This window comes from Singulisphaera acidiphila DSM 18658 (assembly GCF_000242455.2).
Taxonomy (GTDB): domain Bacteria; phylum Planctomycetota; class Planctomycetia; order Isosphaerales; family Isosphaeraceae; genus Singulisphaera; species Singulisphaera acidiphila.
On the sequence record NC_019892.1, the window covers coordinates 7,690,449 to 7,714,923 of the forward strand.

The following is a 24,475-nucleotide window of genomic DNA, read 5'->3' on the forward strand; positions in this document are numbered from 1 at the left end:
AAAGGACCCGCGAATCAAGACCGTTCCACGACCATTGCCACGGCGTTGCCCCCCCCGAGGCAGAGTGCGGCGACTCCGATCTTCTTCTCATGGCGTTCAAGAGCATGAACCAGCGTCACAAGCACGCGAGCGCCGCTGGCACCGATCGGATGCCCCAAGGCGATGGCGCCACCGTGGACGTTGACCTTGGCGAGGTCAATTTCCAGCCCCTTCACGCAGCCGAGCAACTGCGACGCGAAGGCCTCGTTGATCTCGTAGAGATCGACCGCCTCGGGCGTCAGCCCCGCCTTGGCCAGGACAGCGCGAATCGCGCCGATCGGAGCAAGGAAGAGATCGCGCGGGTCAAGGCCGGAGATGGCCGTCGCGCGAATCCTCGCCACCGGGCGAACACCCCACTGATCCGCCTTCTCTTCCGAGGCGACCACCAGCATCGCCGCCCCGTCGCTCAAGCTCGACGAGTTGCCCGCCGTCACAACCCCACCGGCACAGAATGCGGGCTTGAGCCTGGCCAGGGCCGCTTGGTTCGATTCCGCGCGCGGTCCTTCATCCGCCCCAACAGTCGACGAAACCCCTTTCTTCCCCTCGATCGTCACCGGGACGATCTCGAGGTCGAACGCCCCGGAACTCTGTGCCTCGAGCGCTCGGCGATGGCTCTCGCATGAGAAGGTATCCAGTTCCTCACGCGAAAGCTTGCACATATCGGCCGTCCGCTCGGCGGCTTCACCCATCGGCCAGCCTTCGACCGCGCAGGTCAGGCCGTCATGAAGCATCGAGTCGACCAAGGTGCCATCGCCCAGCTTCCAGCCGCTGCGTCCCCCTCGGAGCAGGTGCGGGGCATTGCTCATGCTCTCCATGCCCCCAGCCAGAATCAGGTCGGCGTCCCCCGCTCGGATGGCGGTCGCCGCGAGCATGACCGACCTCAAGCCCGAACCACAGACCATGTTGATTGTCAGGGCGCTAGCCTTCGTCGGGACCCCCGCGCCGATCGCAACCTGGCGTGCCGGGGCCTGCCCTAAACCCGCCGCCAGGACATTGCCCACGATCGCCTCGTCGACCAAGTCCGGATCAACCTTCGATCGCGCAAGCGCTTCCTTCGCCGCGACGACGCCCAGGTCCACCGCGGAACGACCGGACAGGCCACCGAGATAGCGGCCAATCGGCGTCCGACAGGCCGACAGAATCACGGGAACCGGACGCGACATAAGGCTCCCCTCGAAATCGGGAATGAGGCGATCCGTTGCCGCCTGCCTCGCACAACCCATGCCTCGCGGCCCAAAGACCGGCGGCATGGCCTCACAAAGGGGATTCTAAGAGCCCCAAAGGGACAGGTCAACGACTCCCCACAGTCCGACGACCCTGCTCCGGCCGGACGCTCGCCGCCGCTCCGGCCTCAATCAGACCCTGCCCAACGAGGGCTTGGACGTGCTTACAACCCAGCGGATCGAGACCAGCGCGGCGAAAGATGAAGTCAGGGCAGTCGCACTCGGCCCCGAAATTCGTCTGAGCCACGTCGTAGAGCGTGCCGTCCCCCTTATTCAACCGGAACGCACGCAAGGCCGCACCCGGCCCACAGGCCAGCGGCTGCACGAGGTAAAGGCTCTTGTTGATCGTCAGATACAGGTGGCTCAACACCGTCCGGCCCCGCGTTTGAGACCCGACAGCCTGACCGCGATCATGAATCATGGCGTCGCCTCCATCTATACAAATGATACGTAACCGGAGGACTTTTGGCAAGTCGGGCGGACCTTTAAATCGTAACCGTTCACAGGGTTTCATGTACGTAAGGAGGAAGTAGCCAGGCACTTGATTAGAGAGGGCTGGAAGGTTCAGAGAAGTTGGACACGCTCCTCTTCTTCAAAGGCGCCTGGCCGCCGGCCACGCTCGTAGGCGTCTCCTCGTTCTGCCCCTGTCACTCGGGGTCGTCGCGGCCCTGTCCGCGCTCCTTGCCCCGTCGCGGTTCCTCGGCTTATAGTGGCGGGCCGGAGTGCAGGCGAAGCGACCCGAAGGGCCGAGGAGTCTGGAGATGCAGAATCGCGGGAGCTGGTGGAGCGTCGCGGTTGTCCTCGTCTTCGTCGCGGCGAGGACGACGGTGGCCGGGGATGAAGCGGAGCGGGTGGGGCCGACCCCTGACGGTCGGGGATGGGTCGCGCCGACGAAGCAGGTCCTCCGGCCGGCGGGACAGGCGATCGAGTACGGAGGTCGTCCCGTCGACCTGGTCCTGGCGCCCGGGGGCCGAAGGCTCTACGCGAAGGACCACCGGGGCCTCGTCGCCATCGACCGTGAGGGGTGGAAGATCGTGCAGGAGCTTGCCTTCCCCAAGGGGGGGGGCTCGATGCACGGGATCGCCATCTCGGTGGACGGGACTCGGGTCTTCGCGACGACCGCCCAGGACTCCCTGGATGAGGCGACCGTCGGCGCGGACGGGTCACTCACTTGGTCCCGAAGGATCGCGCTGCCGGGTCCGGGTGGCAAGGGAGCCTCGCATGCATGCGGCATCGCCCTCTCGGCCGACGGGGCCACCGCATATGTCTGCCTCTCCCGGAATAACACCCTCGGCGTGGTGGACCTGGCGGAGGGGAAGCTCGTCAAGGAGATCCCCGTCGGCGTCGCCCCGTTCGACGTGACCTTGTCCACGGACGGCGCCTCGGCCTTCGTCTCGAACTGGGGAGGACGACGGCCTCGCGAGGGGGAGAAGACCGCCCCGTCGTCCGAGACCCCGGTCCTGATCGACGAGCGCGGGGTCGGCAAGAGCGGGACCGTGGGCAAGGTCGACCTCGCCACAGGCAAGCAGGTCGCGGAGGTCGCGACGGGCCTTCACCCCGCCGACCTCGTCTCACACGCGGGCTCGGGCCGGCTCTACGTGGCCAACGCCAACTCCGACACCGTCACCGTCATCGACACGGCGGGGATGACGGTGGTGGAAACGATCCTCGTCCGTCCCGAGCCGTCGCTCCCCTTCGGGAGCGCCTCGAATGCCCTCGCGCTGTCCGCCGATGGCCGGGCGCTGTTCGTAGCCAATGGGGGCAACAACGCCCTGGCCGTCGTCGACCTGGCACCCGCCCCGAAGGAGGGCGAGGCCCCGAGCGCGAGCAAGGTGCGCGGGTTCATCCCGACGGCCTGGTATCCCGGGGCGGTCGTCGCCGACGGGGGCGAGTTGTTCGTGGCGAACGTGAAGGGGTTCGGGTCGCGCAATGAATCGCCGAGCCCGAAGGGCCGGTCGGTCAAAGCGTACCTTGGCGTCGTCTCGAAGGTCCCCGTGCCGGGCATCGAGGAGCTAGCTGTGCAGACCCGTCAGGTCCGGACGGACGCCCGGATCCCGCATATGCTCCGCGCCTGGGAGAAGGCCCACGCTGACGTCGGCCCGGTGCCGGTGCCGAAGCGGCTGGGCGAGCCCTCCGTCTTCGAGCACGTCGTCTACGTCATCAAGGAGAACCGGACCTACGACCAGGTCTTCGGCGACATCCCCGGGGGAGAAAGGGACCCGGCCCTCTGCATCTACGGACGTGAGATCACCCCAAACCACCACGCTCTGGCCGAGCGGTACGTCCTGCTCGACAACTTCTACTGCAATGGGGTCATCTCTGCCGACGGCCACTCCTGGGCCACCGAGGGGAACGTCACCGACCACCTGGAGAAATCCTTCGGCGGGTTCACCCGCAGCTACACCTACGGCGACGACCCGCTAACATACTCCTCGACCGGGTTCCTCTGGGACAACGTCCTGCTGCACGGCCTCTCCTTCCGCAACTACGGCGAGATGGACTACGCCACCCCGGTCCCCAAGACGGCGACCTACACCGAGATTCTCAAGGATTACGAGGACGGCGAGGGGACGATCGGCTTCGAGGCCTCGATCGGCATCGAGACCTTGCGGCGTTACAGCGCCTCGGGCTATCCGGGGTGGAACATGGGAATCCCCGACGTCGTCCGGGCCGGCATCTTCCTCAAGGAGCTGCGCCAGGCGGAGGCGAAGGGCGAGTGGCCGAACCTGACGATCGTCCACTTGCCGAACGACCACACCTCGGGGACCTCGCCCGACATGCCGACCCCGAATGCCTATATGGCTGACAACGACCTCGCGCTGGGCCGCATTGTCGAGGGCCTGTCCCGGAGCAAATTCTGGTCGAAGACCTGCATCTTCGTCATTGAGGACGACCCGCAGGACGGCTTCGACCACATCGACGGGCACCGCTCAATCTCGCTGGTGATCAGCCCCTACACAAAGCGGGGGGCCGTGGTCCACGACTTCTACAACCAGACCTCCGTGCTGCACACGATGGAGCGCATCCTCGGCTGCCCGCCGATGAATCAGATGGACGCGATGTCCCCCTTGATGTCGGCCTGCTTCCAGGAGACGCCCGACCTCTCCCCGTATGAGGCGATCCCGGTCAACGTCCCCATCGGCCAGTTGAATCCCAAGCTGAGCGGGCTCGAGGGGCCGGAGCTCCACTGGGCTCAGCTTAGCCTGAAGCAGGATTTCCGGTTGCCCGATCGCGTCCAAGACGACGCGATGAACCGGATCCTCTGGCACCGGGCCAAGGGCCTCGATGCGCGCTATCCGGCGGAACTGGCCGGGGCGCACGGCAAGGGGCTCGCAGCGCGTCGGCTCATCGGCGTGAAGGGTGACGATGACGACGACGATGATGACGATTGAGTCCGGTCCACCCCGGGCATCCGCCCGGGTTCGTGAGCCAGGGCGCGCCGGGCCAGGACTCGAGGTGCTCCTGTAAGGTAAGGCCGGCGACATGAAACGGGGACTCTCTCAGGGCACCCGGAGCCTGTAAGAGTCCCCGCGCAGGCAGTGGTCCCTCGACGTCACTTGGCCAGGCGTTCGCGGATCAACCGGAGATCGTCGGGGGTGATGGCCGACTCCTTGGCGAGGAACTCGACGACCTGCTTACCCGCTTCGGTGCGGGACATGCCCGGTATCCCGGCGACCTTCCCCTCGGTCTCGGTGAGCAGGCCCTCCAGGGTCGGGACGGTGACCTTCTTGGTGGTTTCACCGCGTTCAGACTTCGTCTGGTCGACAGCTTCGGGCACGGCCGCCTCGGCCTTTTCCAGGGCTGCCATCCGCGCCTTCTGCCTGGCCGAGGCGCGGTCGGGGAGGGCCTTGTAGCGGAAGAGGAACTCCTGGGCGAGCGATTCCGGGTTCTGTTCCACGGCCTTGTCGAATTCGACCGCGTGATTCCCACAGCCGGGGAATCCGGCGGAAGCGGCGAGGGTCAGCAGCGCGAAGATGAGAGATGCGGTAATGCGCATGGGAGGGGGGAACCTCGATTGCCTGGATTTCGCGAATAAGTATTAAAAGAGGGCGCGTGTCTTCGCCCCCGGGGGTCAGCGTCGACCTGAGCTGCACCCCGGGGAGGGCCTCAGAGCGAGTCGGCCGAAATGATCTCCCCGCCGTTGCGGGTGCCCAAGGACCACCAGGTCGGCAGGTTGATCGTGTTCTTGATGAACCGGACGGAGCCGTCCATCGAGCCGACGTTCACGCCGCCGGCGTGGTTGCTCGTGGGGTTCATCGCCGTATCCCCCTCGAAGCAGCGCAAGGTGTTATCAGCATACACGTGAATCGGCGGAGCATTGGGGGGGAAGAGGTGGGCATAGAGGTGCCCTTCCCAGGCGTCGGAGAAGGCCCAGGTCGAGCCCTTGTACATGCTCCAGCCCGGCCAGTTCAGGGGGGCGGCCAGGCCATCGCGGACGGCCACGATCGCGGGGACGTCGTTCTGCTCGATCAAGCGCGAGCTTGTGTAATGCAGGTTCCGGCGCTTATCGTTGGAATTGCCCGAGCCGTCGTTGATGAGCGACTCGCTCACGGCGGCGGTGTTCGACGTCCCGTCGGTGATGCTGGCGACGTTGACGTTCTGATTGGTCGTGGCCGCCCTGCCGGCGGTGGCGCAACCGCCTTGCGTCGTGTACATGCGAGACGTGGAGATCACCCCTTGCGATGGCGGGAGGTTGTCGCCGACGGGTGTGCCGCCCGGCATGAGGACGTTGCGGGGGTGGGCCGAGTTGCCCGCGTAGTTGTTGTTGCCGAGCTTGCCGCCGGTGACATTCACGACCCCGTCTTGCGGGAGGCCGGTGGTGCCGTCGGACGGGCAGAGGAAGGTGGCGATCTGGGCCTTGTGCGCGGTGCCGTTCACGCCGTTGACGATGTTGTTGGCCCCGTAGAAGCCATCGGAATAGGTGAAGTTGATCGCGTTGTGGAGCGCCGTCTGCTCGATGAACGGCAGGATCTGGCAGTGCCAGCCCCGGTTGCCCGACGACCCCCCCGCGCCGCCATACTCGTCAGACCTTCGATACTCATGGATCGGAGTCGAGCCGAAGGCGTCCATGTAGTTGGCGATGCCCAGGCTGATCTGCTTCAGATTGTTGACGCACTGCGAGCGTCGAGCGGCCTCGCGGGCCGCCTGGACCGCCGGCAGCAGGAGGGCGATGAGCACGGCGATGATCGCGATGACGACCAGCAACTCGATCAGTGTGAAGCCGCGATGACTGGTGAAGGATCGTCGCATCGGTGTAATTTCTCGTCTTGGATGTTATAAAGATCAGGGGATGGCTCGAGTTCAGAACGCACGCGGCGCTTCCCTTCGCCCTTTCCTCACTTCACTTCTCCGGCAACGGCCGCACGGCTGCTTTCTGGTGCGCTTTCTTCGTCCCAGGCCAGAGGTGGTGGGTGACGGGCTATCCGTGTCGACCTGGACCGGCGGGAAGTCCGGCTCTCCCTGGCAACCCGGTGCCGCGGCGATCGGCGAGAGGAGGATAACCGGGAGAATGTACTTCTTCGTCACAGGGCTCCGGCACTCGGGGTGATCCTTCGAAATACGAGACCAAGCCATGAGAGCTCTCGCCCTGTGGCGCGAGGATTGGTCGCCCTCCCACCCGACAGGTGCACATCGTAGTGCTGTGCTAGTTTATCAAAGGAATATGAAAGATCGAGGAAGGATATCGCATCGACCGGTGAATTTCGGGATTCCCGCGATAGGGGGAGCCCTAGCGGCCAGGTACTTCAGCGAGGAGATCTGGTAGATTCAGTGAAGATGAATTTGCCACTGGACAAGGCCATGTTGCGACGACAAGTCAGTGGCCAGGCATTGCGCCAAGAAACTCAGAGGAGAGGAGAACAGCTTACGGCTTGAAACCTTTCACAAGCCCCCTGCGGGTCACCAATCCCGTCCGGCAAAGCCGGGCCAGCAGCCGGAAGCGAGTCTTGGGGAAGCAGAAATGGGGACTTCCCAATAGCGTTCGGCACGCAATCTGCCCACTGTCCATCCAGGCCAATCTTGCCCTCAAGGGTTGAAAACGGGGATTTCGCAAGAGCGATCGGCACAGAATTTGAACCGCCTCCACTCAAGTTCATCTGGCCGTCAATTTGGTAGGGCCTTGGGGATGAGATAAGGGGACATGCATTGTAATTCTGGTACAAGCGAAGCTACAGCGGTTTACATTCGGGGGGGGACCTACGATTGATGTCACTCTCGGGTCCTGGAAGCATGTCTGTAGTGCTGCCTCTTATCCATGGAGCAGACGTGCTGGACCATCTCCGACTCGCAGGCCCCGAACTGCCGGAAGTTCTCCCGCCCCTGGCGAAGCGTCAGACCGCGGTTGCAGCTTGACGGGGCGTCCTGGCGGTTGAGGTCATGCCCGTCGTCCTCCCAGGAGCACACCGGGCAAATCTCCCAGTCCGCACGCTCCTCCAGTGTGAAGTAATCGCAGCAGGGGCACTGTTGTCGTTCCATTGTTCCGATCCTCGCCGGCTTGATCTCAGGGTAATTCGCGGCTTACGCCGCCACCGGAAAGCCCCAGCGATCAACCTTCGACCAGAACTGCGCCCACCGCTCCGGTGGATAGCTCAAGGCCCACAGGCTCAGCACCACCGCCGAGCCGCCCTCGGTCCACTTCATCCCCGAGCCGCACAGCCGCTGCTTGACGATCACCTCGCACGCCGCCTCCGTCACCCCACTGCCGATCGGCTCGTTCGCCGCTACGCGACTGGAGTAGTCCATGCGACCCGCCGTCGACTGGTTCGCAAAATACGTGATCGCCCACTGCACGTCCTGGTCGCCCTTGGCCCACGGGCGTTCCCGGGCCAGCGCCCGCAAACGCTTCAGTACCCATTCGGCCCCGGCCGGCTCGTGTTGCAGCCGATGGCACGCGTCGTCGTGGTCCAGCGATTCCTCTGGCTGAAGGAGATTCTTGGCAACCAGTGTCTATTGTCGAGTTAGGAGTTTCGTCAGAATAACCTGCCTACTTTTTGATCGTCTCCGGTTGGATGCAATAGTTCCAGTCGCCGTGGAATTCGTCCGGTGTCATATTGACCGTGGCCAGTTCCTCTTGACCGTGGCCAGTTCCTCGTCGCTTACCTTGATCCCGGTCGGGTAGCTCCCTCGGTGTGGCTGACGAGCGGTCGCCCGCGCCAGTTCTGTGTGATGTGGCAGAACATCCGGTGCTCGATCTTATTCCACTTGCTCGTACCCGGCGGGAAGTGACATACATAGAGGCTCATCCCCAACTTCCCGGCCAGCTCTTGTAGCGCCACCTTCCAGAGTCGGCAGCGGCTGCCGTTGCTGCCGCCGCCGTCCGCGATGATCAGCAGTCGGTCCGCCCCGCGGTAGCGCTTCGACCCCATCTTCCTCCACCAGCGGCGGATCGCCTCCGCCGCGAACCGGGCCGTATCGTGGTCGATACCCACGCTGACCCAGCCTTGGTTGCCTGCGACGTCGTAGACGCCGTAAGGGATCGCCTTGCCGAGCTCCTTGTCCATGAAGTCGTGGACGAGCACCTCCTCGGGCTGGCCGCTCGGCTGCCACTCCCGCCCGCCGTTCCTGAACTCCCCAACCAATTCCTTCTTCTTCGCGTCGACCGAGATGACAGGCTGGCCACGCTCTCCTGAAACGCCCTCACCGCCGCGTTGATGTGCTCGAACTGGGCATTGCGGTCCGGGTGACCGCCGCCCTCACTCGTCTTGCGATTACTTTGCAGGCTGTAACCCGCGGCCCTCAGCAACCGGCCCACGGTGCTCGGGTTGACCGGGTGGCCTCCCCGCGTCAACTCCTTGGCCAACTGGGACGTGCTCTTGCTGGTCCAGCGCAGTGGCGACATCGGATCGCCGCGGGTCGCCGGATCGACCAACAACTCCAGGGCCGCTACCAGTTCCGGGTCCGACTCGGTGCAACTCTTCCGTCCCCCACCCGGACGGCGGATTCGTGCCGGGATGGGCGCGTCGGGGTTTGCCGCACGCTCTGAAAACTCAGCCGACCCCTTGCGGATAGTATGAGGCGACATGCCGGTCGCCTCGCTCACCGCACGCACCTCGCCCCAACCATAGGCCGCAGCCTCCGCGGCTGCCCATTGCCGAGACATACGCTCGTCCATGAGTCCCGAGAGGGCCTGGTACTTCGATGCGATCCGTTCCCTGGCAGCCAAATCTTGCATAACTGATGTGCCGAGGGGTCAGGCATCCGAACCGCCGTTCGGGAACCCGTCACCGTCATGGATTGTGTAACCGTAGTAGCTCGCGCCCTCGAAGCTCGCCCCCGCCAGGATAGCGCCTTCGAACTCGGCCGCTTCGACCCCCGAGAGTTGGAAGGACGCTAATGTCAGGTCGGCTCGTCGAAAATCGGCGCATTTCACATTGCACAATCGAAAGCTCGCCTCCTTCAGGCTTGCCCCCTCGAAGTTGCAGCTGTGAAACCACGAGCCTTCGAAGTCGGCACCATCGAGCGTGACCCGCGATAAATCGGCCTCGTCGAGGTCAACGCCATGGAATCGCCGCTCCCCGCTCGAATACCGCTGGAGCAATTCCTGCGCAGACCCTGAAGGGACGTAGTCGCTGCTCCCATCAGTCGCCATCCGAATCCTCCGCCGCCCAACGTTAACGCCTCGGCACCATTCGGATTCGACCAGGGGCACGAGAATAAAGCAAGTTATTCTGACGAGATTCCTTAGTTCTTGAAGCTAAAGATCCTGGCGATACACGAGAATCATTATGAGTTGGCCGGATAGACGATGTTTCACGGCTCAATCGACGGAGGATCGCTTCCGCCAAATGAACCAAGCTTACCTATTTATTCGACACTCAACAATATCTTTACTGTATCATTGGCGAACTCATTGAGTCATCTTCAACTTGGGAATAGCTTCTCGCAACGCGTCGACTCCAGCTTCGGTCACTCTCGTCTTGCCGACCTTCAAAAACCTGAGGCGCTTCAGTCCGGCCAGCGACTTCAAGCCGGCATCGGTGACAGCCGTCTGAGACAAGTTGAGAGAGACGAGCCCATGAGACCGAGCCAGGTGTGCGAGACCAGCGTCGGTGACTGCCGTCTGGGAGACATCGAGACGGGTAAGCTTGGGGACGAATTGGCTCAAGTGAGCCAGGCCGGCGTCGGTGAGCGAGGTTCGACCGACGCCGAGGATACTGATCGAGGGCATCTTTCCAAGGGCGATCAAGCCAGAATCCGTAATCCGTGTGCCGTCCAGGAAGATTCTTTCCAGGTTCGACCGACCTCGAAGGGATCTCAACCCATTATCGGTCAACCGCGTGTTGCTCGCCTGGAATATTGCAAGACTCGGGAACGAGCCGGGATCTGCGAGTGCGGCGACTCCGGCATCGTCGAGGGGCGTATCGGTAAGGTCCAGCCATCGAAGCTTAGGAACTGGTGTTTTGCAAAGTCAGGATAACCCCAGCTGAGCCACGACATGTTCATAGGGTTGCTCAAATTGCGTGACTTGCTCGATCGCCCACGAGAGCGTCGTCCGCAGGGCTTCCCTCGTCATCGCCCGACAGGCCTCGCCGATGGTCATCAGCCGATGGAGTGCCCACTCCTTCGCACGACCCTGCTTCAACTCGCTCATGAGCAGACTGTACGCCAGCATGACCAGGTACATATGCCGGGTCTGGCCCTGGACATCACGCAACTGACAGTCACCCAACCCGAGTTGTTGCTTGCCGTCCCGATGGAACGTCTCCGTGCCTGTCCAGCGATGGCGGTACACCCGCACGATCCGACTCACCTCCCAGGTAATCCGATTCGTCACCAGGATCTTGCAGCACGTCCCGTCGTTGCGGTAGTGCCAGAGGATGACAATCCGCACCTTGTGGTTCACCCCGGGGATTCGGACCGTCACCGTGAAGTACCACTGGCGACGGTCGCCGATCCTCATCGCTTTGCGGTCCTCCACCGGGATCGACGCCGCCAACTCGTTGGCCTTGAGGATCCCCCCCTTCCACTCCAACTTGCGGTTGGTCTTGAGATCGCCCACGTAACCGTGGGGCCGTCCCAACCGATCCTGCTTCCCATCAATGTGGTTGAGGACCTCGGCGTTGGTGAAGTAGCAGTCCATGGCGAAGTCGCCGGGGATTCCCCGCTCGCAGACCCAATCGATCAGCTCGCAGCACAAGGCGGTATGGTTGCGGAACGGCTCGTCCAAGGCTTCGCAGACCTCTTGCTTGCGGAAGAGCCGGAACTCCAGGGGGTAGTGCTTGCCGCTGGTGCAGACGTAGTTGACGAAGAGATAGTCCTGGGCGATCTTGTTCCGCTCTTCGGTGTGGTCCCAGAACCAGTTGGCGTCGGGAATCAGCATCCCGTCCCGATCGACGAGAGTATTGTCGATCGGGATGACGCCCTGAACGCTGTAGCGAGTGGAGGGCTCCTTCTGGAGTTGCTCGAGCCTTCGATCGTTGAGCGTCTCGGGGTCCCACTGGGCGGCGGTGAGGAAGCGATTGAGGCAGGATTGGTCGGTGGTCTGGGCGAACTCGTCATGAATGCCGAGGACGGTTTTCCGGTCGGCGACGAACAGGCCGGTGAGGTACTCGGCGAAGTGGCGACGTTGGCACTCATTGGCGAAGAGGTCGCCGTGCTGGGTCAGGGCGGCTTCGACCAGCTTGGGAAATTCGATAATTCCAGGCATAAGCCGATGCTCCGCAGTCCAACTGCGCCAGAGCAATTTGGGCAAAACTCGAGCCTCGTCTACCTATTTTAACGCTGCCGCGGACCAGTTTGCAAAATACCAGTTAGGAAGGTGTTGGATCGAGTGCAGGCTGGACACGTTGGTTTTGACGAGGTAGAGAATTTCTAAATTGGACATGTCAGCCAGGTTTCCCAGCCCAGCTCCGGTCACACCCGTTTCGTTGAGTGAGATGAACCTTAAGGGGACCAGGTGCTTCAAGTGAACTAATCCCACATCCGTGATCCGCGGACTATCGAGGGTCAGCGCGTCTGGGTTCGTCAGGGCCTCCAAAGGCCTCAGATCACCATCCGTGAGAGGGATTCCTTGAAGGCTCAGGGTGTGAAGTTTTGGTAGACCGGCAAAATTCTCCAGTCCAGCCCCGGTGATCTTACCCTTATCGAAGAAGAGAGCTTCCAGATCGGCCATGCCTTTGAGATGAACCATGTCGGCGTCGGATATAGAGGGGTCGCGGCCAAGGGTCAAGGTGCGAATTCGTCGGAATTGTCCGATCTGGGTCATGACGCTCTTCGCATCGCCTGGCCCGATCACGACTCGATAGGGATGCCCCAAGAAGTCGGGCCCGATCGCGGCAGCGAGCCAGCGTGGCCCAGGCGGCGTCGCGTTACGGAGATACTTCCCGTTTAGATATTGCCAGTCAAATTCGACGAGTCCTCCACCGCGTTTAATCGCCGCGACGGCATCGCGCTGGACATGGGCACGGCGGACCGACCAGCCCAGCCCACCGCCGAGGATCAGGACGGCGAGCATCATCCCGCGCACGCTCAAGCGGATGCTGGGCCACCACGACCGTGACTCTCGTTCGAGTTGGTCTGACATTTTGGATCGCCTTTTGATGACTTAACTTTCAACACGATCTTCCAGATTTTTGTGGAGTCGCACTGGCCCTGAAGGAGTGAGGTCCGGTCACCTGATTGGCTCCAAGGCCAGCCCGCTGCATGCCGCTGCCAGCCTCTCTGCGAGTCGCCGAAGCACCGTGTAGTCCTGGGCGTCATTGCACGCGGCGGACGACCCGCCCGAGGACGGTGAGCGGACGAACTCGATGTGAATGGGCCGCCCATTGATCCACAGGTATCAAACACTGCCCTTGCGCGTTCGCTCGATTTGGGCGTTGTTAGGATCAAAGAATGCATCAACTGTATCGGGTGCCGATAGCTCGTTGGCCTGGAGCAGTGCCTCGCACGATGGGTCCATGTAAGTACCTCGGCCATCGGTCAGGTATCGGAAAGACGAGGGCCGGCCCAAACGGGACGATGGTGGTTACCACGCCAGTCGGAGCCACCCCCCGATGACATCCACACATCTGTTCCCTACTCTGCGCCAGTCGTTAGCCTGGATTTCTCACCCTATTCTTTCGGGGTCCGATCGCTCGACGATTTCGACGGCTCGCCCCCGCCACCCGCGGCCTGCGTGGTCTCCCGCTTGCTCATCACGTCGGCGTGGACCTGATCGGACCTCTTCACGCCAACGCGAACCTGGTTCCTCAGGCCCCCGCGCCCAGGCGGGGGCGCACCCCGATCCTCACCCCTCCTCAGGGAGGGGCTTTCCCGCCTCATTTGACTGGGTCTCCTCGTTTCAGCACCTCGGGATCAAGGGCCCCGACCGCGCCAAGTTGGTGTGCACACGCCGAAACACTTCCGCATACGGACAACCGCTCGAGAACTTCACCCACACCTTGCGAACCGTCACCCGCACCAACGCCCCGATCTTCAAGAGCTTCAGACGGATCGTTTGGCACTGCGCCTCGGCCATCGCCGTTCCCGCCAGCCCCAGCCGCCGCAACGCCTCCAGCAACACGTAGGCGATCGAGGAGAAGAACAGCCGGATCTGGTTGGCACGCATCGTGTGGGCACTGGTCCGATCGGCGAACAGATGGAGTTGCTGCTCCTTGATCCGGTTCTCCATCTCACCGCGACCGCAGTAGTCTTGCTCGTACAGCGGCGGCGCCGCTCGTTCCTCGACCGTGAGCGACGTGACCACGAACCGCGGGTTGGCCCCCTTGCCCAGATGCTCGGCCTTGGCCACCACCCGACGTTCTCGGCTCCAGGTCTTCTGCGTTTGATAACGCAACTCGGCGAAGACCCGGGACGGCTGTTTCGTCGCCTCGAATTGCTGGCGTGCTTGGGCCAATTCCGTCGCGATCGCCGCCGTCAGCCGGGTGTTCTTGGCCAGGCCGATCAGGTAATCCACGCCGTTGTCCTCACACCAGCGAAGGATCTCCTCGCGGCAGAACCCGCTGTCGGCGCGGATCAGGATCTTCACCTGAGGCCACGCCTGGCGGATCTGCGAGACGATCCGCTTGAGGGACTTCACCGAGCCGGCGCTGGCATCAATGTCGGAGGGACGCAGCCGGGCACAGAGCAGGTGGTCGCCGCAGAAGATGTAGAGCGGGAGATAGCAGTATCCCTTGTAGTAGCCGTGGAAAAAGCGGCCAAGTTGGCGGCCATGGACCGTGTCGTCGGTGGCGTCGAGGTCCAAAACGATCCGCTCGGGGGGTCGGCTGTGGGCCTGAAGAAAGAGGGTAACGAAGAGCCGTTCGACCTCATGGGTCTGACAGGTGATCTTCTTGTAACGGCTCTGTCCGTCGGCCCCGACAGGGGTCAGTTCCAAGCGGTTGAGGGTACTCTTGCCAGCCAGCGGCTTGCCGCGATCGCGGAGCCGTGGCCGGTCCTGGCCGGTGGGATCGGTCTTGCCGACGACGGTGGCCAGTAACGGATCGCAGCGGAGATCGTCGTGGTCGTTGAGGTCTTCGTAGCCCAAGGCCAGACCATAGACGCGTTGGGCCAGGAGGTGTTCCAGGGGGTGCTCGACGAGGTCAGGATCGCGATGGTCGGTAAAGCAGGCGGCGAACTGGCGGATGATCCCGGTGCGGGCTTCGATCTGACGGAGCAGAAGTGCACCGCCGTCGGAAGAGATGGCGCCCCCGTCAAAATCGGCGAGCACTTGGCGGTGACCGAGGATGGAAAAGTCGAGGTAAGTCGAGTTACACTCTGTAGCCATCGGGCTGCCTTGGTTCGGTGTCAAAAGTGGTTGTCGCAATTCCACCTATGACACGCAAGGCAGCCCGATTCAATCCCTGGTGAGAAATCCAGGTTAGCCCAACTCGCCTCCGCACTCGACCGGACTCGCCCTCCTCTTCTTCGAGGCCATCATCGCTCGGAGTCGGCGGACCGTCACGACCTTGATCAGGTGATCGAACTCCCCGAGAAGCTACGGCGGGGCACCCATCATCGCCGCACACCCTCGACGGCCCACTCTACCAGGCCCGAACTACCGCCGCCCCAGTCCCCGAAGCGGCCAACGGCTTTGGCCCCAGGATCCAAGCGGCCACGGCCTACTTCAGTGGCGTCGTCCGGATCAGCAAGCGAACCATCGCTTTACTCTTCTCCGATCTCTACGAGATCCCCATGGCTTTGGGCAGCGTCCGCAAGCTCGAAGCCAGGACCAGTTTCGCCTTGCACTCGATCCACGACGAGGCCCGGTGTGGAACCGACGAATCATGCGGCCGAACGTGCCGTCCGTAATACCGTCTGCTGGTGGAAGACGAGCTATGGAACGGGGCAGTCGGCTCGTGGAACAGATCTTAACCGTGTGGCCTGTGCCAACCCGACAAGAGAGCACCGTCCAGGCTCAGGGAGACGTTTCACTAGCGGCGATCGGTTTTGTGGGATCGATCAGCGTCCAGCATAGGGCGGCCAGGACAAACACCGTCACGTACGTCGCGAATGCCGACTCATAGCCGGAAAGGACGGCAAGATGCTTGTCGAGCTTGGGGAGTTGACTGAGAGTGAGGTTCTGCGCGGCCGCTCTCGTCGCGAGGGATTGCTCGACCAGCGTCCCAGTCAACCAGCCGGCCAGCGCATTGCCAAGGGTTCCGATCGTGTTCATGCAAGCCGCGGTCACCGCAGCGTGCTCACGGCCCAGATCCTGACAGGTTGCCCAGGACGAGCCGAGGGTCAGGTCGATGCAAAAGGCGGCCAGCGAGATCAGGAGGCAGAACAAGTGAACGTTCTCGGTGTGGCTGGCCCCCCACCAGCAGGCTGCCCCCGTCGAGAGCGCGGCGATGCCCAAGACGCGCCGGGCCCGGCGTCGATCCCCCAGGAGTCGGGCCAATCCGTTCACACAGAAGCCGCCTAAGAAACAGCCGGCCGCTCCAATCCAGAGGGGCGCCCCTTTATACATCGCGCCTAGCTTGTCCGCCGACGTCAACCCGAAGCGTTCTTCGATATACGTGGGCAGATACGTCATGTTGAATGCCCAGGCGTAGTTAATGAAGAAGTACATCAAGCAGAGCGCCCACAAGCTCCGATTGGTGAGCAACGCCCGCCAGGGGACGGCCGAGTGGGTAGTCGAAGAATTCCACTCCGAGCCGATCAGGTCGCGTTCCGCGTCGTTGACTCCTGGGTGATCGTCGGGGCGGTCACGAAACCAGAGGCCGAACGCAACGCACCAGACCAGGCCGATCATGCCGAAAAGGAGGAAGGCCGACCGCCAGCCCATCAGTGGCGCAGACGTGGCCGTTCCACCGACGAGAATCGCCAGGATCAGCGGGGTGAGACCGCCAATGAGGCGGCCCGACATGAAGACCAAGCCCTGAGACATCTCCCAGCTACGGGCGGGAAACCAGTTGTGAAGCGCCCGCGTGATATTGGGGTAGGCACCCGCCTCACCCGCACCGAAGAGGAAGCGCAAGGCGATGAGAGCGCCGAGGCCACCGACCAAGGTGCCGCCAACGCGAAGGCCGACCGCGGCGGTCAGGGCGGTGCAGACCGACCACCAGGCCACGATCCGGATCAAGGTGCGACGCGGCCCCAGGAGGTCGCCCATCGCCCCGGCCGGAATTTCGAACACGGCGTAGGCGATCGCAAACGAGGTGATCGCCCACTTGAGCTGGGAGACGTCGCTCAGGCCAAGCTCGCCCGCAATCGACGGAGCCGCCACGCCGAAGCAGGCCCGGTCGAGATAGGTGATCATCGACAGCGTGCAGGCAAACCCGAGGACACGGTAGCGGACCCCGGTTGGCGCGGCGGGAGGAGACTCCGTCATCAAGATGACTCGCTGATGAGGACGGAACGAACGAAGTCTTCGTTGATCGTGACACCAAGGCCAGGGCGGTTAGGCACCTTGATCCAACCGTCCTCGGCCTGAATCTTCTCCAGAGTCAGCTCGTGCCGAAGCGGGGAATCCTCGACGCAGTCTTCGAAGAGGAAGGCATCGCGGCAGGTAGACAGCCAGTGCAAGCTGGCAGCGGCCGTGACCGGGCTGGTGTAGCAGTGGTTGCAGAGCCGGGCGCCAATCTCCTCAACGCGCTGCCGGATGTAAGCAGCTTCGGTGAAGCCGTTGCGCGAGAGGTCGACCTGGTAGACGTCGAGGCAGCGGCCGTCGATCAAGGGGCGGAACGACTGCCGCCCGCACTCTTCCTCGCCCGAGGCGATGGGGACGGGGGAACGGTCGCGGAGCCAGCGATAGCCCTCGTAATCGTCGGGCCCGAGCGGTTCCTCGAGCCAGCCGATCTTGTAGTCGGCAAACGCCTTGGCTCGCTCGAGCGCGGTGCGGGCATCCCAGACGCACCCGGCGTCGATCAAGAGTGTGGCGTCATCGCCCAGGCCCCGCCGCGCTCCGGCGACGAGGTCGAGGTCGACGGCCTCGCTCTGCCCCATCGGCTCCCAGCCGAATTTGACCGCGCGGTAGCCGGCCTCGCGCCAGCGACGGCCGATTGCCGCAGTTTCCTTGCCGTCGCGTCCGAACAGGATCGAGGCATACGCCGGGAAGCGGTCGTGGAGCTTCCCCCCCAGGAGCCGGTGGATCGGCTCGCCAAAGTGCTTGCCCTTGAGGTCCCAGAGGGCCATATCGATGGCCGCCATCGCGGTGATGGTCGTCGACCGGCGGCCGCAATACATCGTCCGGCGGTACATCTTCTGCCAGATCCGCTCCGTTTCGAGCGGGTTCTCGCCAATCAACAGCGCACGCAGACCGGTCGCGATGTTGTGGCTGAACGGGGCGTCGATGATGGCCTTGACCATCTCCGGCGACGAGTCAGCCTCGCCGATCCCTTCCAACCCATTGTCCGTCCTGACACGGACCAGGACGGAGTCTTGGCTGCTCGCCGTCTTGGCCTCGACATTCTGGATCCGCAGGATCTGGCAAACGATCTCAGTGATTTTCATGCACGCTTCCGGACGGGTGAGTGTGGGGCCAGCCAAGGAACCGAATCAGGCGGAAATGTCGCGACCGACAACGACGATGTGCTGGCCTCGAGGAATCTGGGAAGCCCAGGCCTGAGCGAGGACGACTCCATCGACTCCAGCCACCGCAGGCCAGGGATCCATGTCGATATGATCGAAATCGTGCAGCAGGCCGACGGTATCGCCACGACGTACCGCCGTACCGCATTCCACCAGCGGTTCATAATGGCCGTCGAAAGGGGCGACGGTAAAGCAGTCGCGGTCGACCATCTCCAACGTACGCTGAGTCCCCGCCTTGTGATAGTCGATCGGCTCGATCTCGCCCCGAAGCTGGCCTTGATGGATCGCCGCCGCGAGCACACCGTGCTTGCCGTAGCGGACACCATCGACGTTCACGGCGCGACCCCAGCCCAGTTCGGTCCCGACCGTGATCTTGCCCAGCCGCTCGGCCTCGCTCGGGAGCAGGCCGGGGGTGATGTTCTGGTAGACCATCAGGCAAGGCGTGCCGAACCAACGGGCGGTCTGCTCGATCTCGGCGGCCAGCGCGGGGTCGTCAACCGGGTGGTAATTGGCGCAGAGGGCGAAGCGGGCCACGTCACCGCCGGAGTGGAGGTCGAGGACGGTGTGGACTCGGGGCCAGATCGACGACCGGACGAAGGCAGCGATCCGGTGGGTGATGCCGGCCAGGGCCGGAGTGACTCCCGCTCCCTCGACGAACGCTCGGTTCAGGTTGACGCCGTCGTCCCCCTGGCTCTCGCGGGTCCCTGTGCGAAAGGCGGACGGGTTCAGCACGGGGATGATGATGATCCGGCCGCGAACGTCCTCAAGGCGGATCTCACGCAGCAAGTGCTTGAGGGCGACCGGCCCTTCGTACTCATTGCCGTGGTTGGATCCGAAGGCGACGAGACCGCGGTCGGGTTGCGCCTCAGGGCCCACCCAGACCGTCAAAGGGAGCAAATGGTCGCCCCAGATGCTGTCGTGTTCCAGAGCAACCCAGTAGTCGCGCCGGCCGGGGGAATCGAGGTCGAGTCGATCGGGGCGAGCCACAATGCGTGTCATCGGTTCGGTCTTCCCGCGTGATATTGATGAAAAAAAAGGGGGAGCAAGCTCAGGCCAGGATTGAGCGCACAACCTGTCCATGAACGTCGGTGAGACGAAAATCACGGCCGGCGTAACGGTAGGTCAATCGTTCGTGGTCGAACCCGAGCAGGTGCAGAATGGTAGCGTGAAAATCATGGACGCTGACCGGATCTTTCACCGCCTTGAACCCAAAGTCGTCCGTGGCACCATGGATCGTCCCGCCTCGGATGCCACCGCCCGCCATCCAGACGGTGAAACCGTAGTGATTATGATCGCGGCCAAGTGCGGACTTGCCGTTGCCGTCGAGCTCGACGGTGGGCGTACGACCGAATTCGCCCCCCCAGATCACAAGGGTGTCCTCGAGCATCCCCCGCTGTTTCAGGTCCGTCAACAGGGCCGCGATCGGCTGGTCGATTTCGGCCGCCAGCTTGCGATGATTCTGCTCGATCTGGGCGTGATGATCCCAAGGTTGTCCCGCACCATGCCAGAGCTGGACATACCGGACGCCACGCTCGAGAAGCCGGCGGGCAATCAAGGTCTGACGGCCGTGGACCCCGTTGCCATACGATTCGCGGATGTACTGGGGCTCGCGCGCGATATCGAACGCGTCGGCGGCCTCCATCTGCATGCGGAAGGCCATCTCGAACGACTGGATCCGGGCATCGAGCCGAGCATCAACCCGTGGTTCGCGATGCTCGGCGTTCAGGGAGCGCAAGAGATCGAGCTGCCGGCGCTGGACGGCCTGGGTGGCGTGCGGGCTGCGGATATTCTCGATCAGCTTGTCGATTTCGGTATGCTGGGGGTCGATGAACGTGCCCTGGAAGATCCCTGGCAGGAAGCCCGATTGCCAGTTCTCCGAGTCCTTGATCGGTAAGCCGCTGGGGCACATCGCCACGAAGCCAGGGAGGTTCTGGTTCTCGGTGCCGAGCCCATACATCACCCAGGCGCCGACGCTGGGTCGGGAGAGCACCGAATCACCGCAGTTCATGAGCATCAGTGATGGCTCATGATTGGGCACCTGGGCGACCATCGAGCGGATGACGGCGATATCGTCGATGTGCTGCGCCGTTCTGCTGAACAGCTCGCTGACCTCGATCCCGCTCTGTCCGTACTTCTGGAATTTGAACGGCGAAGGGAACGCCGCGCCGGTCTTCCGCTCCGTCGTGAGATTTTCCGGGGCGGGCTGGCCCGCATACTTCAAGAGAGCCGGCTTGGGGTCAAACGTATCGACCTGGCTGGGGCCGCCGTTGAGGAAGAAATGGATGACTCGCTTCGCTTTGCCCGGAAAGTGGGGCAACTTCGTCGCCAATGCATCCCCTGCCCCGCCTTCGAGCGACGGCCCTGCGTACACCTTTTGCGCACTGAACAGGTCGCCCAAGCCGAGCGCACCCAGGCCGAGCGCGGAGCGTTGGAGCAGGCTTCTGCGGCTCATTCGCGATGGATCTTGCGTGTGGTCAGGCATGGCTCGATGATCCCCGTTTGGTTCAGTCAACGAACATCAATTCGTTCGCCATCAGAAGCACCTGGGCCAGTTGTTCCCACGGTTTCAGTTGGCGGGTGGGGGGGCCGGAAAAATCACGTGCCGAATCCCAGGTCGCAGCCGTCCCCTCGGAGTCGCCCAGTTCGCGGATCTTGGCGGTCCAGAGGTGCTGATCACTGTTCAGGCCATCGCGGATGTCGACAACGAAATCGATCGTATCGCCAGGCTCGACGACGATCGAGTCGACGTTGAAATCAAGTCGTGTGTTGTGGACGGGGGCCGACTTGAGGACGCCCTGGCGGCTCGAAACGAGCCAGCCACGGACACCGTCACCGGTAGCCTCCGCATGCACGAGGGTCGACTGGATCGCCACCTTCCCTCGGATCGGGGCAGTCCAGCGCCGGATCGCGGCGTGCTTGAGATCATCCCCAGGATGGCCCCCTTGGCCGGTGAGTTGCACCCAACCGAGCTTCGCGTCGGGCCATTGCGGACCGCCGCTCCATGCCGATCCATTGAAATGGGGCAACCGTTGAAAATCACCACGCGACGGGCCCGAAGTGGGATCGACCGCCCCGAAGCCATATTGCCAGGCGAGGGTCTCGGGGGGGACGGCCGGGGTCCCCTCGTTGATGGGCGCGGCGAGGAAAGAGCGGGCCGCCCGTCGTTGTGAGTCGGTCGGATCCCGCTGGTAGACCGCGCGAAAGAGCCGTCGGATCGCAAGGTCGGGATCGCCGGTCGGGAGTTGAGCCGCCAAGATCCGGGCACGGTCGGCGAGGAACGGGTGGTTCATCGCGAAGAGGGCCTGTTGAGGGACGGTCGTTTCACTCCGCGTTGGAATATGGAGGTCGGGATTGGCGAAGTCGAAGACGCGGAGCACGCTCGGAAGGAACTGGCGGTCCACCAAGCCATAAAGGGACCGGCGAGCGTTGGTCCCCGTGGTGGGGAACAGGTTCGTGGACCGGCCCCCCATACCATGGTCGAGTTCTCCGGTCACGGTGAGGAGAGTGTCACGCGCTTCCTCGAAGGTGAGACGGCGGGGATTCATCCGCCAGAGCAACCGATTCTCAGGGTCGACTTTCAAGGCCAGGTCGCGGGTCGCGGCGTCCGCCGGGCTACCCGATTGCTGTTGATAGGCGGCCGAGAGCAGAATGAGCCGGTGGATGGCCTTGGTGCTCCAGCCTTCACCCACCAAGCGACGCGCGAGCCAATCGAGCAATTCGGGATGACTCGGCGCTTCGGCCCGAATGCCAAAGTCGCTGGGCGTACGGACCAGCCCCGCGCCGAAGTGGTGCATCCAGACTCGGTTGACCCAGACCCGGGCCGTCAGCGGGTTGGACGGATCGATGATCGCGCGGGCCAGCTCCAGGCGACCACTCCCGTTTGCGAACGGCTTCCGGTCCGGCCCCGCAATCGCCAGGAGGAACTGGCGAGGCACCTCGTCGCCCCGATTCGCCGAACTTCCCCGCTTGAAGATCCGCGGCTCGCGAAGCTCCGCGCGATCGACAACGGCCACCGCATGCGGCGGAGCCTGAGGCGACTGAATGAGCCACCGATCCACCTCCCCCTGGAGGGTCCACAACTTGACGACCGTGCCGGAGTCAAAAAACCACTCCGTCGTCACGATCGGCTCGTCAGGCACCTGACAAGGGGATCGATCCGCATAGAGGACTTGCCGCAGGGCTTCGTCATCCGGGTCGGACAAGATTTTGGGGAGAGTCGAGGCGTTCGAACCGGCAGGTTTCTGCGACTCCTGCCAGCGGCGATCGACCTCGCCGAAAAGCTTGGCATAGCGATCGGCAACCTCTTGGATCGTTGCCGGCGGAGTGGCAAACGAATCCGCAACTCTTCGATTCAAGGCAGGCGCATCGCTCTGAATCAGTGCTTTGGCCACGATCGGGGCCTGGGTGGCGAACTCGGAGTCGCTCAAAGCCGCGAATCGACGCCAAGGGCGAAAAATCGGGTCATCGGCCTTCGCAGCGTTGGCGAGGTAGGCCTGCCAGCGGCGCACGAAGCCCGGAATCAGATCGTCCGCGCCAAGGACGGTGTCAAATCCCTCCTGGGGAACCTTCGACAGATCGCGCTGCACGAGCAGATACGCCGCGATCCGGTCGCGAACCCGCTTCGACGCCTCGGCCCGACTTTCCGCCATCCCTTTGCGCTGATTCTCGCGACGCACTTCGAGCTCTTTCTCGAAGGTCCGATAGGCGTCATCCCGCGCAGCCGGTTCGGCGATCGGCACCAGGCGCTCGGTGCAGTTCTGAAAGACCCCGTAGAGCGAGTAATAATCGGCGGTCGGGATCGGGTCATACTTGTGGTCATGGCAACGGGCACAGGCGACTGTCATCCCCATTGTGCCACGGGTGAGGACGTCGATCCGGTCGTCGATGATGTCGTGGGTCACCCCGAGGAAACGGCGGCCGACGGTCAGGAAACCCATCGCCGCCAGCGCCGAGCGGTCGTCAGGCTCGGCCTGGTCCGCCGCGATCTGATCGAGGAGGAACCGGTCGTAGGGAAGGTCGGCGTTGAATGCCTTCACGACCCAGTCCCGATAGGCCGGGGCCTGCACGAGGAATCGCTCTTCCCGACCGTAGACGTAACCTTTGGTGTCCGCGTACCGCGCCACATCCAACCAATGCCGGGCCCACTGCTCACCATAATGGTCTGACGCGAGCAGCCGATCGACCAACTTCGCATAGGCGTTGGGGTCGGTATCGGCAATGAAAGCGTCAACCTCTTCGGGAGTCGGCGGCAAACCGGTGAGATCGTAGCTCACCCGCCGGATGAGAGTATACCGATCGGCCTGGGGCGACGGAGCCAGCCCCTTCGCTTCCAGCCCGGCCTTCACGAACGCGTCGATTGGGGTTCGCCCCCAAGCGGCGTCACGGACCTTGGGAGGCTGGGGGTCGGCGACCGGCTGGAACGCCCAATGGCGTGCCCAGGCCTCTTTGCGACGATCGACGACCGGTGCCTGGTCAGCGGGCCAAGGGGCCCCCGCAGCAACCCAACGCTCCAGAGCAGCGATCTGCTCAGGGGCAAGTTTCCGGCCGGGGGGCATCTTGAGGTCGCCGTCCTGGCGAACCGCCTCAATGAGCAAACTCTCGTCCGGCCGCCCCGCGACGATCGAAGGCCCCGACTCACCCCCCTCAAGGAGGAATTGCCGAGCGTCCAGCCGCAGGCCCGCTTTCTGTTTCTCCGCGCCATGGCACTTGCCGCAGCTTTCGACCAGGAGCGGACGGACGTCCTTCTCAAACGCCTCGAGCTCCGCCGTCGGCTGCCCCAAGAGGACGACCTGAAGCGAGGCGACGAGGGCCGTCGTCAAACACACGATTCGGAGTCGAAGCCGGTCATCAGGCATGGTAAAGCTCGCTCGAACGCCTGGGGGTCGGGATAGCGAGTCGATCGCGCCTTCTCGAGAAGAGCGTCGAGGCAGGAGAAGTCATTCCCTCAGAGGATCGTAGACAATCCAGACACGATTGTCGACAATCTGCCGACGATTTCCTGAAGATTCGCGCCCAAGATCAGCGGATGTTGAGTCGAAAAATCTACCTCTCCAGAGGATTGTAGACAATCGGCACGTGATTGACGACAATAATCCCACTCACACATCCATCGGCCTCTTCAAAAAAAATCCACAAAAGCAGTCCTCTTCGCCCGGAAGATTGTAGACAATCAAGACGTGATTGGCGACAATCGGTCGACACGGTCTTGATGGACGTGTGCCTTCCTTTCCGATCTGTCCGATGATTAGCCACGGTTTCTCAGTTTT

General features: G+C 63.2%; 17 protein-coding genes and 2 pseudogenes. 2 read left to right on the top strand and 17 right to left on the bottom strand.

What is annotated here, in order from left to right:
• Positions 1-14: 14 nt before the first annotated feature.
• Positions 15-1,202 (bottom strand): acetyl-CoA C-acetyltransferase, encoded by a 1,188-nt coding sequence (locus SINAC_RS30010; RefSeq protein ID WP_015249315.1) that lies wholly within the window; start codon positions 1,200-1,202, stop codon positions 15-17.
• A 127-nt stretch (positions 1,203-1,329) separates the two neighbouring features.
• Positions 1,330-1,683, bottom strand: coding sequence for a hypothetical protein (locus SINAC_RS30015; protein WP_015249316.1), 354 nt, complete (start codon positions 1,681-1,683; stop codon positions 1,330-1,332).
• 340 nt (positions 1,684-2,023) lie between these two features.
• On the opposite strand from SINAC_RS30015, the gene SINAC_RS30020 reads away from it, so the two are divergent.
• On the top strand, positions 2,024-4,654 hold the full coding sequence (locus tag SINAC_RS30020) for a bifunctional YncE family protein/alkaline phosphatase family protein (protein ID WP_015249317.1): 2,631 nt from the start codon (positions 2,024-2,026) through the stop codon (positions 4,652-4,654).
• A 161-nt stretch (positions 4,655-4,815) separates the two neighbouring features.
• On the opposite strand, the gene SINAC_RS30025 is transcribed toward SINAC_RS30020, so the two are convergent.
• The 10 genes and pseudogenes from SINAC_RS30025 to SINAC_RS30075 form a co-directional block, all read right to left on the bottom strand.
• Positions 4,816-5,259: a hypothetical protein gene (locus tag SINAC_RS30025; protein ID WP_015249318.1), complete on the bottom strand. Its 444-nt coding sequence runs from the start codon at positions 5,257-5,259 to the stop codon at positions 4,816-4,818.
• A gap of 110 nt (positions 5,260-5,369) precedes the next feature.
• Complete coding sequence (locus SINAC_RS30030) at positions 5,370-6,512, bottom strand: DUF1559 domain-containing protein (RefSeq protein WP_015249319.1); 1,143 nt, start codon at positions 6,510-6,512, stop codon at positions 5,370-5,372.
• Between the two features lie 957 nt (positions 6,513-7,469).
• Complete coding sequence (locus SINAC_RS30035; protein WP_015249320.1) at positions 7,470-7,736, bottom strand: CPCC family cysteine-rich protein; 267 nt, start codon at positions 7,734-7,736, stop codon at positions 7,470-7,472.
• Positions 7,737-7,778: 42 nt separating this feature from the next.
• Positions 7,779-8,099 carry a hypothetical protein gene (locus SINAC_RS30040; RefSeq protein WP_020466991.1) on the bottom strand — a complete coding sequence of 107 codons (321 nt, stop codon included), beginning with the start codon at positions 8,097-8,099 and terminating at the stop codon, positions 7,779-7,781.
• Positions 8,100-8,244: 145 nt separating this feature from the next.
• A pseudogene (locus SINAC_RS42175) lies at positions 8,245-9,432 on the bottom strand (ISAzo13 family transposase).
• An 18-nt stretch (positions 9,433-9,450) separates the two neighbouring features.
• Positions 9,451-9,849, bottom strand: a complete 399-nt coding sequence (locus SINAC_RS30050; RefSeq protein WP_015249321.1) for a pentapeptide repeat-containing protein — start codon at positions 9,847-9,849, stop codon at positions 9,451-9,453.
• A gap of 258 nt (positions 9,850-10,107) precedes the next feature.
• The gene (locus tag SINAC_RS30055; protein ID WP_154673838.1) at positions 10,108-10,446 is read right to left on the bottom strand and encodes a hypothetical protein; all 339 of its coding nucleotides are present in this window, start codon (positions 10,444-10,446) and stop codon (positions 10,108-10,110) included.
• Positions 10,447-10,668: 222 nt separating this feature from the next.
• Entirely contained in the window at positions 10,669-11,907 is a 1,239-nt protein-coding gene (locus tag SINAC_RS30060) for an IS701-like element ISSiac1 family transposase (protein WP_015244411.1), read from the bottom strand.
• 63 nt (positions 11,908-11,970) lie between these two features.
• A complete protein-coding gene (locus SINAC_RS30065) occupies positions 11,971-12,783 on the bottom strand; it encodes a leucine-rich repeat domain-containing protein (protein WP_015249323.1) in 813 nt (270 codons plus the stop codon).
• 756 nt (positions 12,784-13,539) lie between these two features.
• Entirely contained in the window at positions 13,540-14,964 is a 1,425-nt protein-coding gene (locus SINAC_RS30075; RefSeq protein WP_015244773.1) for an IS1380 family transposase, read from the bottom strand.
• 480 nt (positions 14,965-15,444) lie between these two features.
• On the opposite strand from SINAC_RS30075, the pseudogene SINAC_RS42055 reads away from it, so the two are divergent.
• Positions 15,445-15,595 (top strand): annotated as a pseudogene (locus SINAC_RS42055) (IS66 family transposase); the annotation flags it as partial.
• Here SINAC_RS42055 and SINAC_RS30080 read toward each other — a convergent pair.
• Genes SINAC_RS30080 through SINAC_RS30100 form a run of 5 tightly spaced genes read right to left on the bottom strand, consistent with a single transcriptional unit; the run spans position 15,595 to position 24,064 of the window.
• Positions 15,595-17,010, bottom strand: coding sequence for an MFS transporter (locus tag SINAC_RS30080; protein WP_015249325.1), 1,416 nt, complete (start codon positions 17,008-17,010; stop codon positions 15,595-15,597). The pseudogene SINAC_RS42055 and the gene SINAC_RS30080 sit on opposite strands and share 1 nt — an antisense overlap.
• Positions 17,010-18,131, bottom strand: coding sequence for a mandelate racemase/muconate lactonizing enzyme family protein (locus SINAC_RS30085; RefSeq protein ID WP_015249326.1), 1,122 nt, complete (start codon positions 18,129-18,131; stop codon positions 17,010-17,012). The genes SINAC_RS30080 and SINAC_RS30085 overlap by 1 nt, the downstream gene beginning before the upstream one ends.
• A 45-nt stretch (positions 18,132-18,176) precedes the next feature.
• Positions 18,177-19,208, bottom strand: coding sequence for a M14 family metallopeptidase (locus tag SINAC_RS30090; RefSeq protein ID WP_015249327.1), 1,032 nt, complete (start codon positions 19,206-19,208; stop codon positions 18,177-18,179).
• 49 nt (positions 19,209-19,257) lie between these two features.
• Positions 19,258-20,661, bottom strand: a complete 1,404-nt coding sequence (locus tag SINAC_RS30095; protein WP_020466999.1) for a DUF1501 domain-containing protein — start codon at positions 20,659-20,661, stop codon at positions 19,258-19,260.
• A gap of 52 nt (positions 20,662-20,713) precedes the next feature.
• Entirely contained in the window at positions 20,714-24,064 is a 3,351-nt protein-coding gene (locus tag SINAC_RS30100; protein ID WP_015249329.1) for a DUF1553 domain-containing protein, read from the bottom strand.
• Between the last annotated feature and the right edge of the window lie 411 nt (positions 24,065-24,475).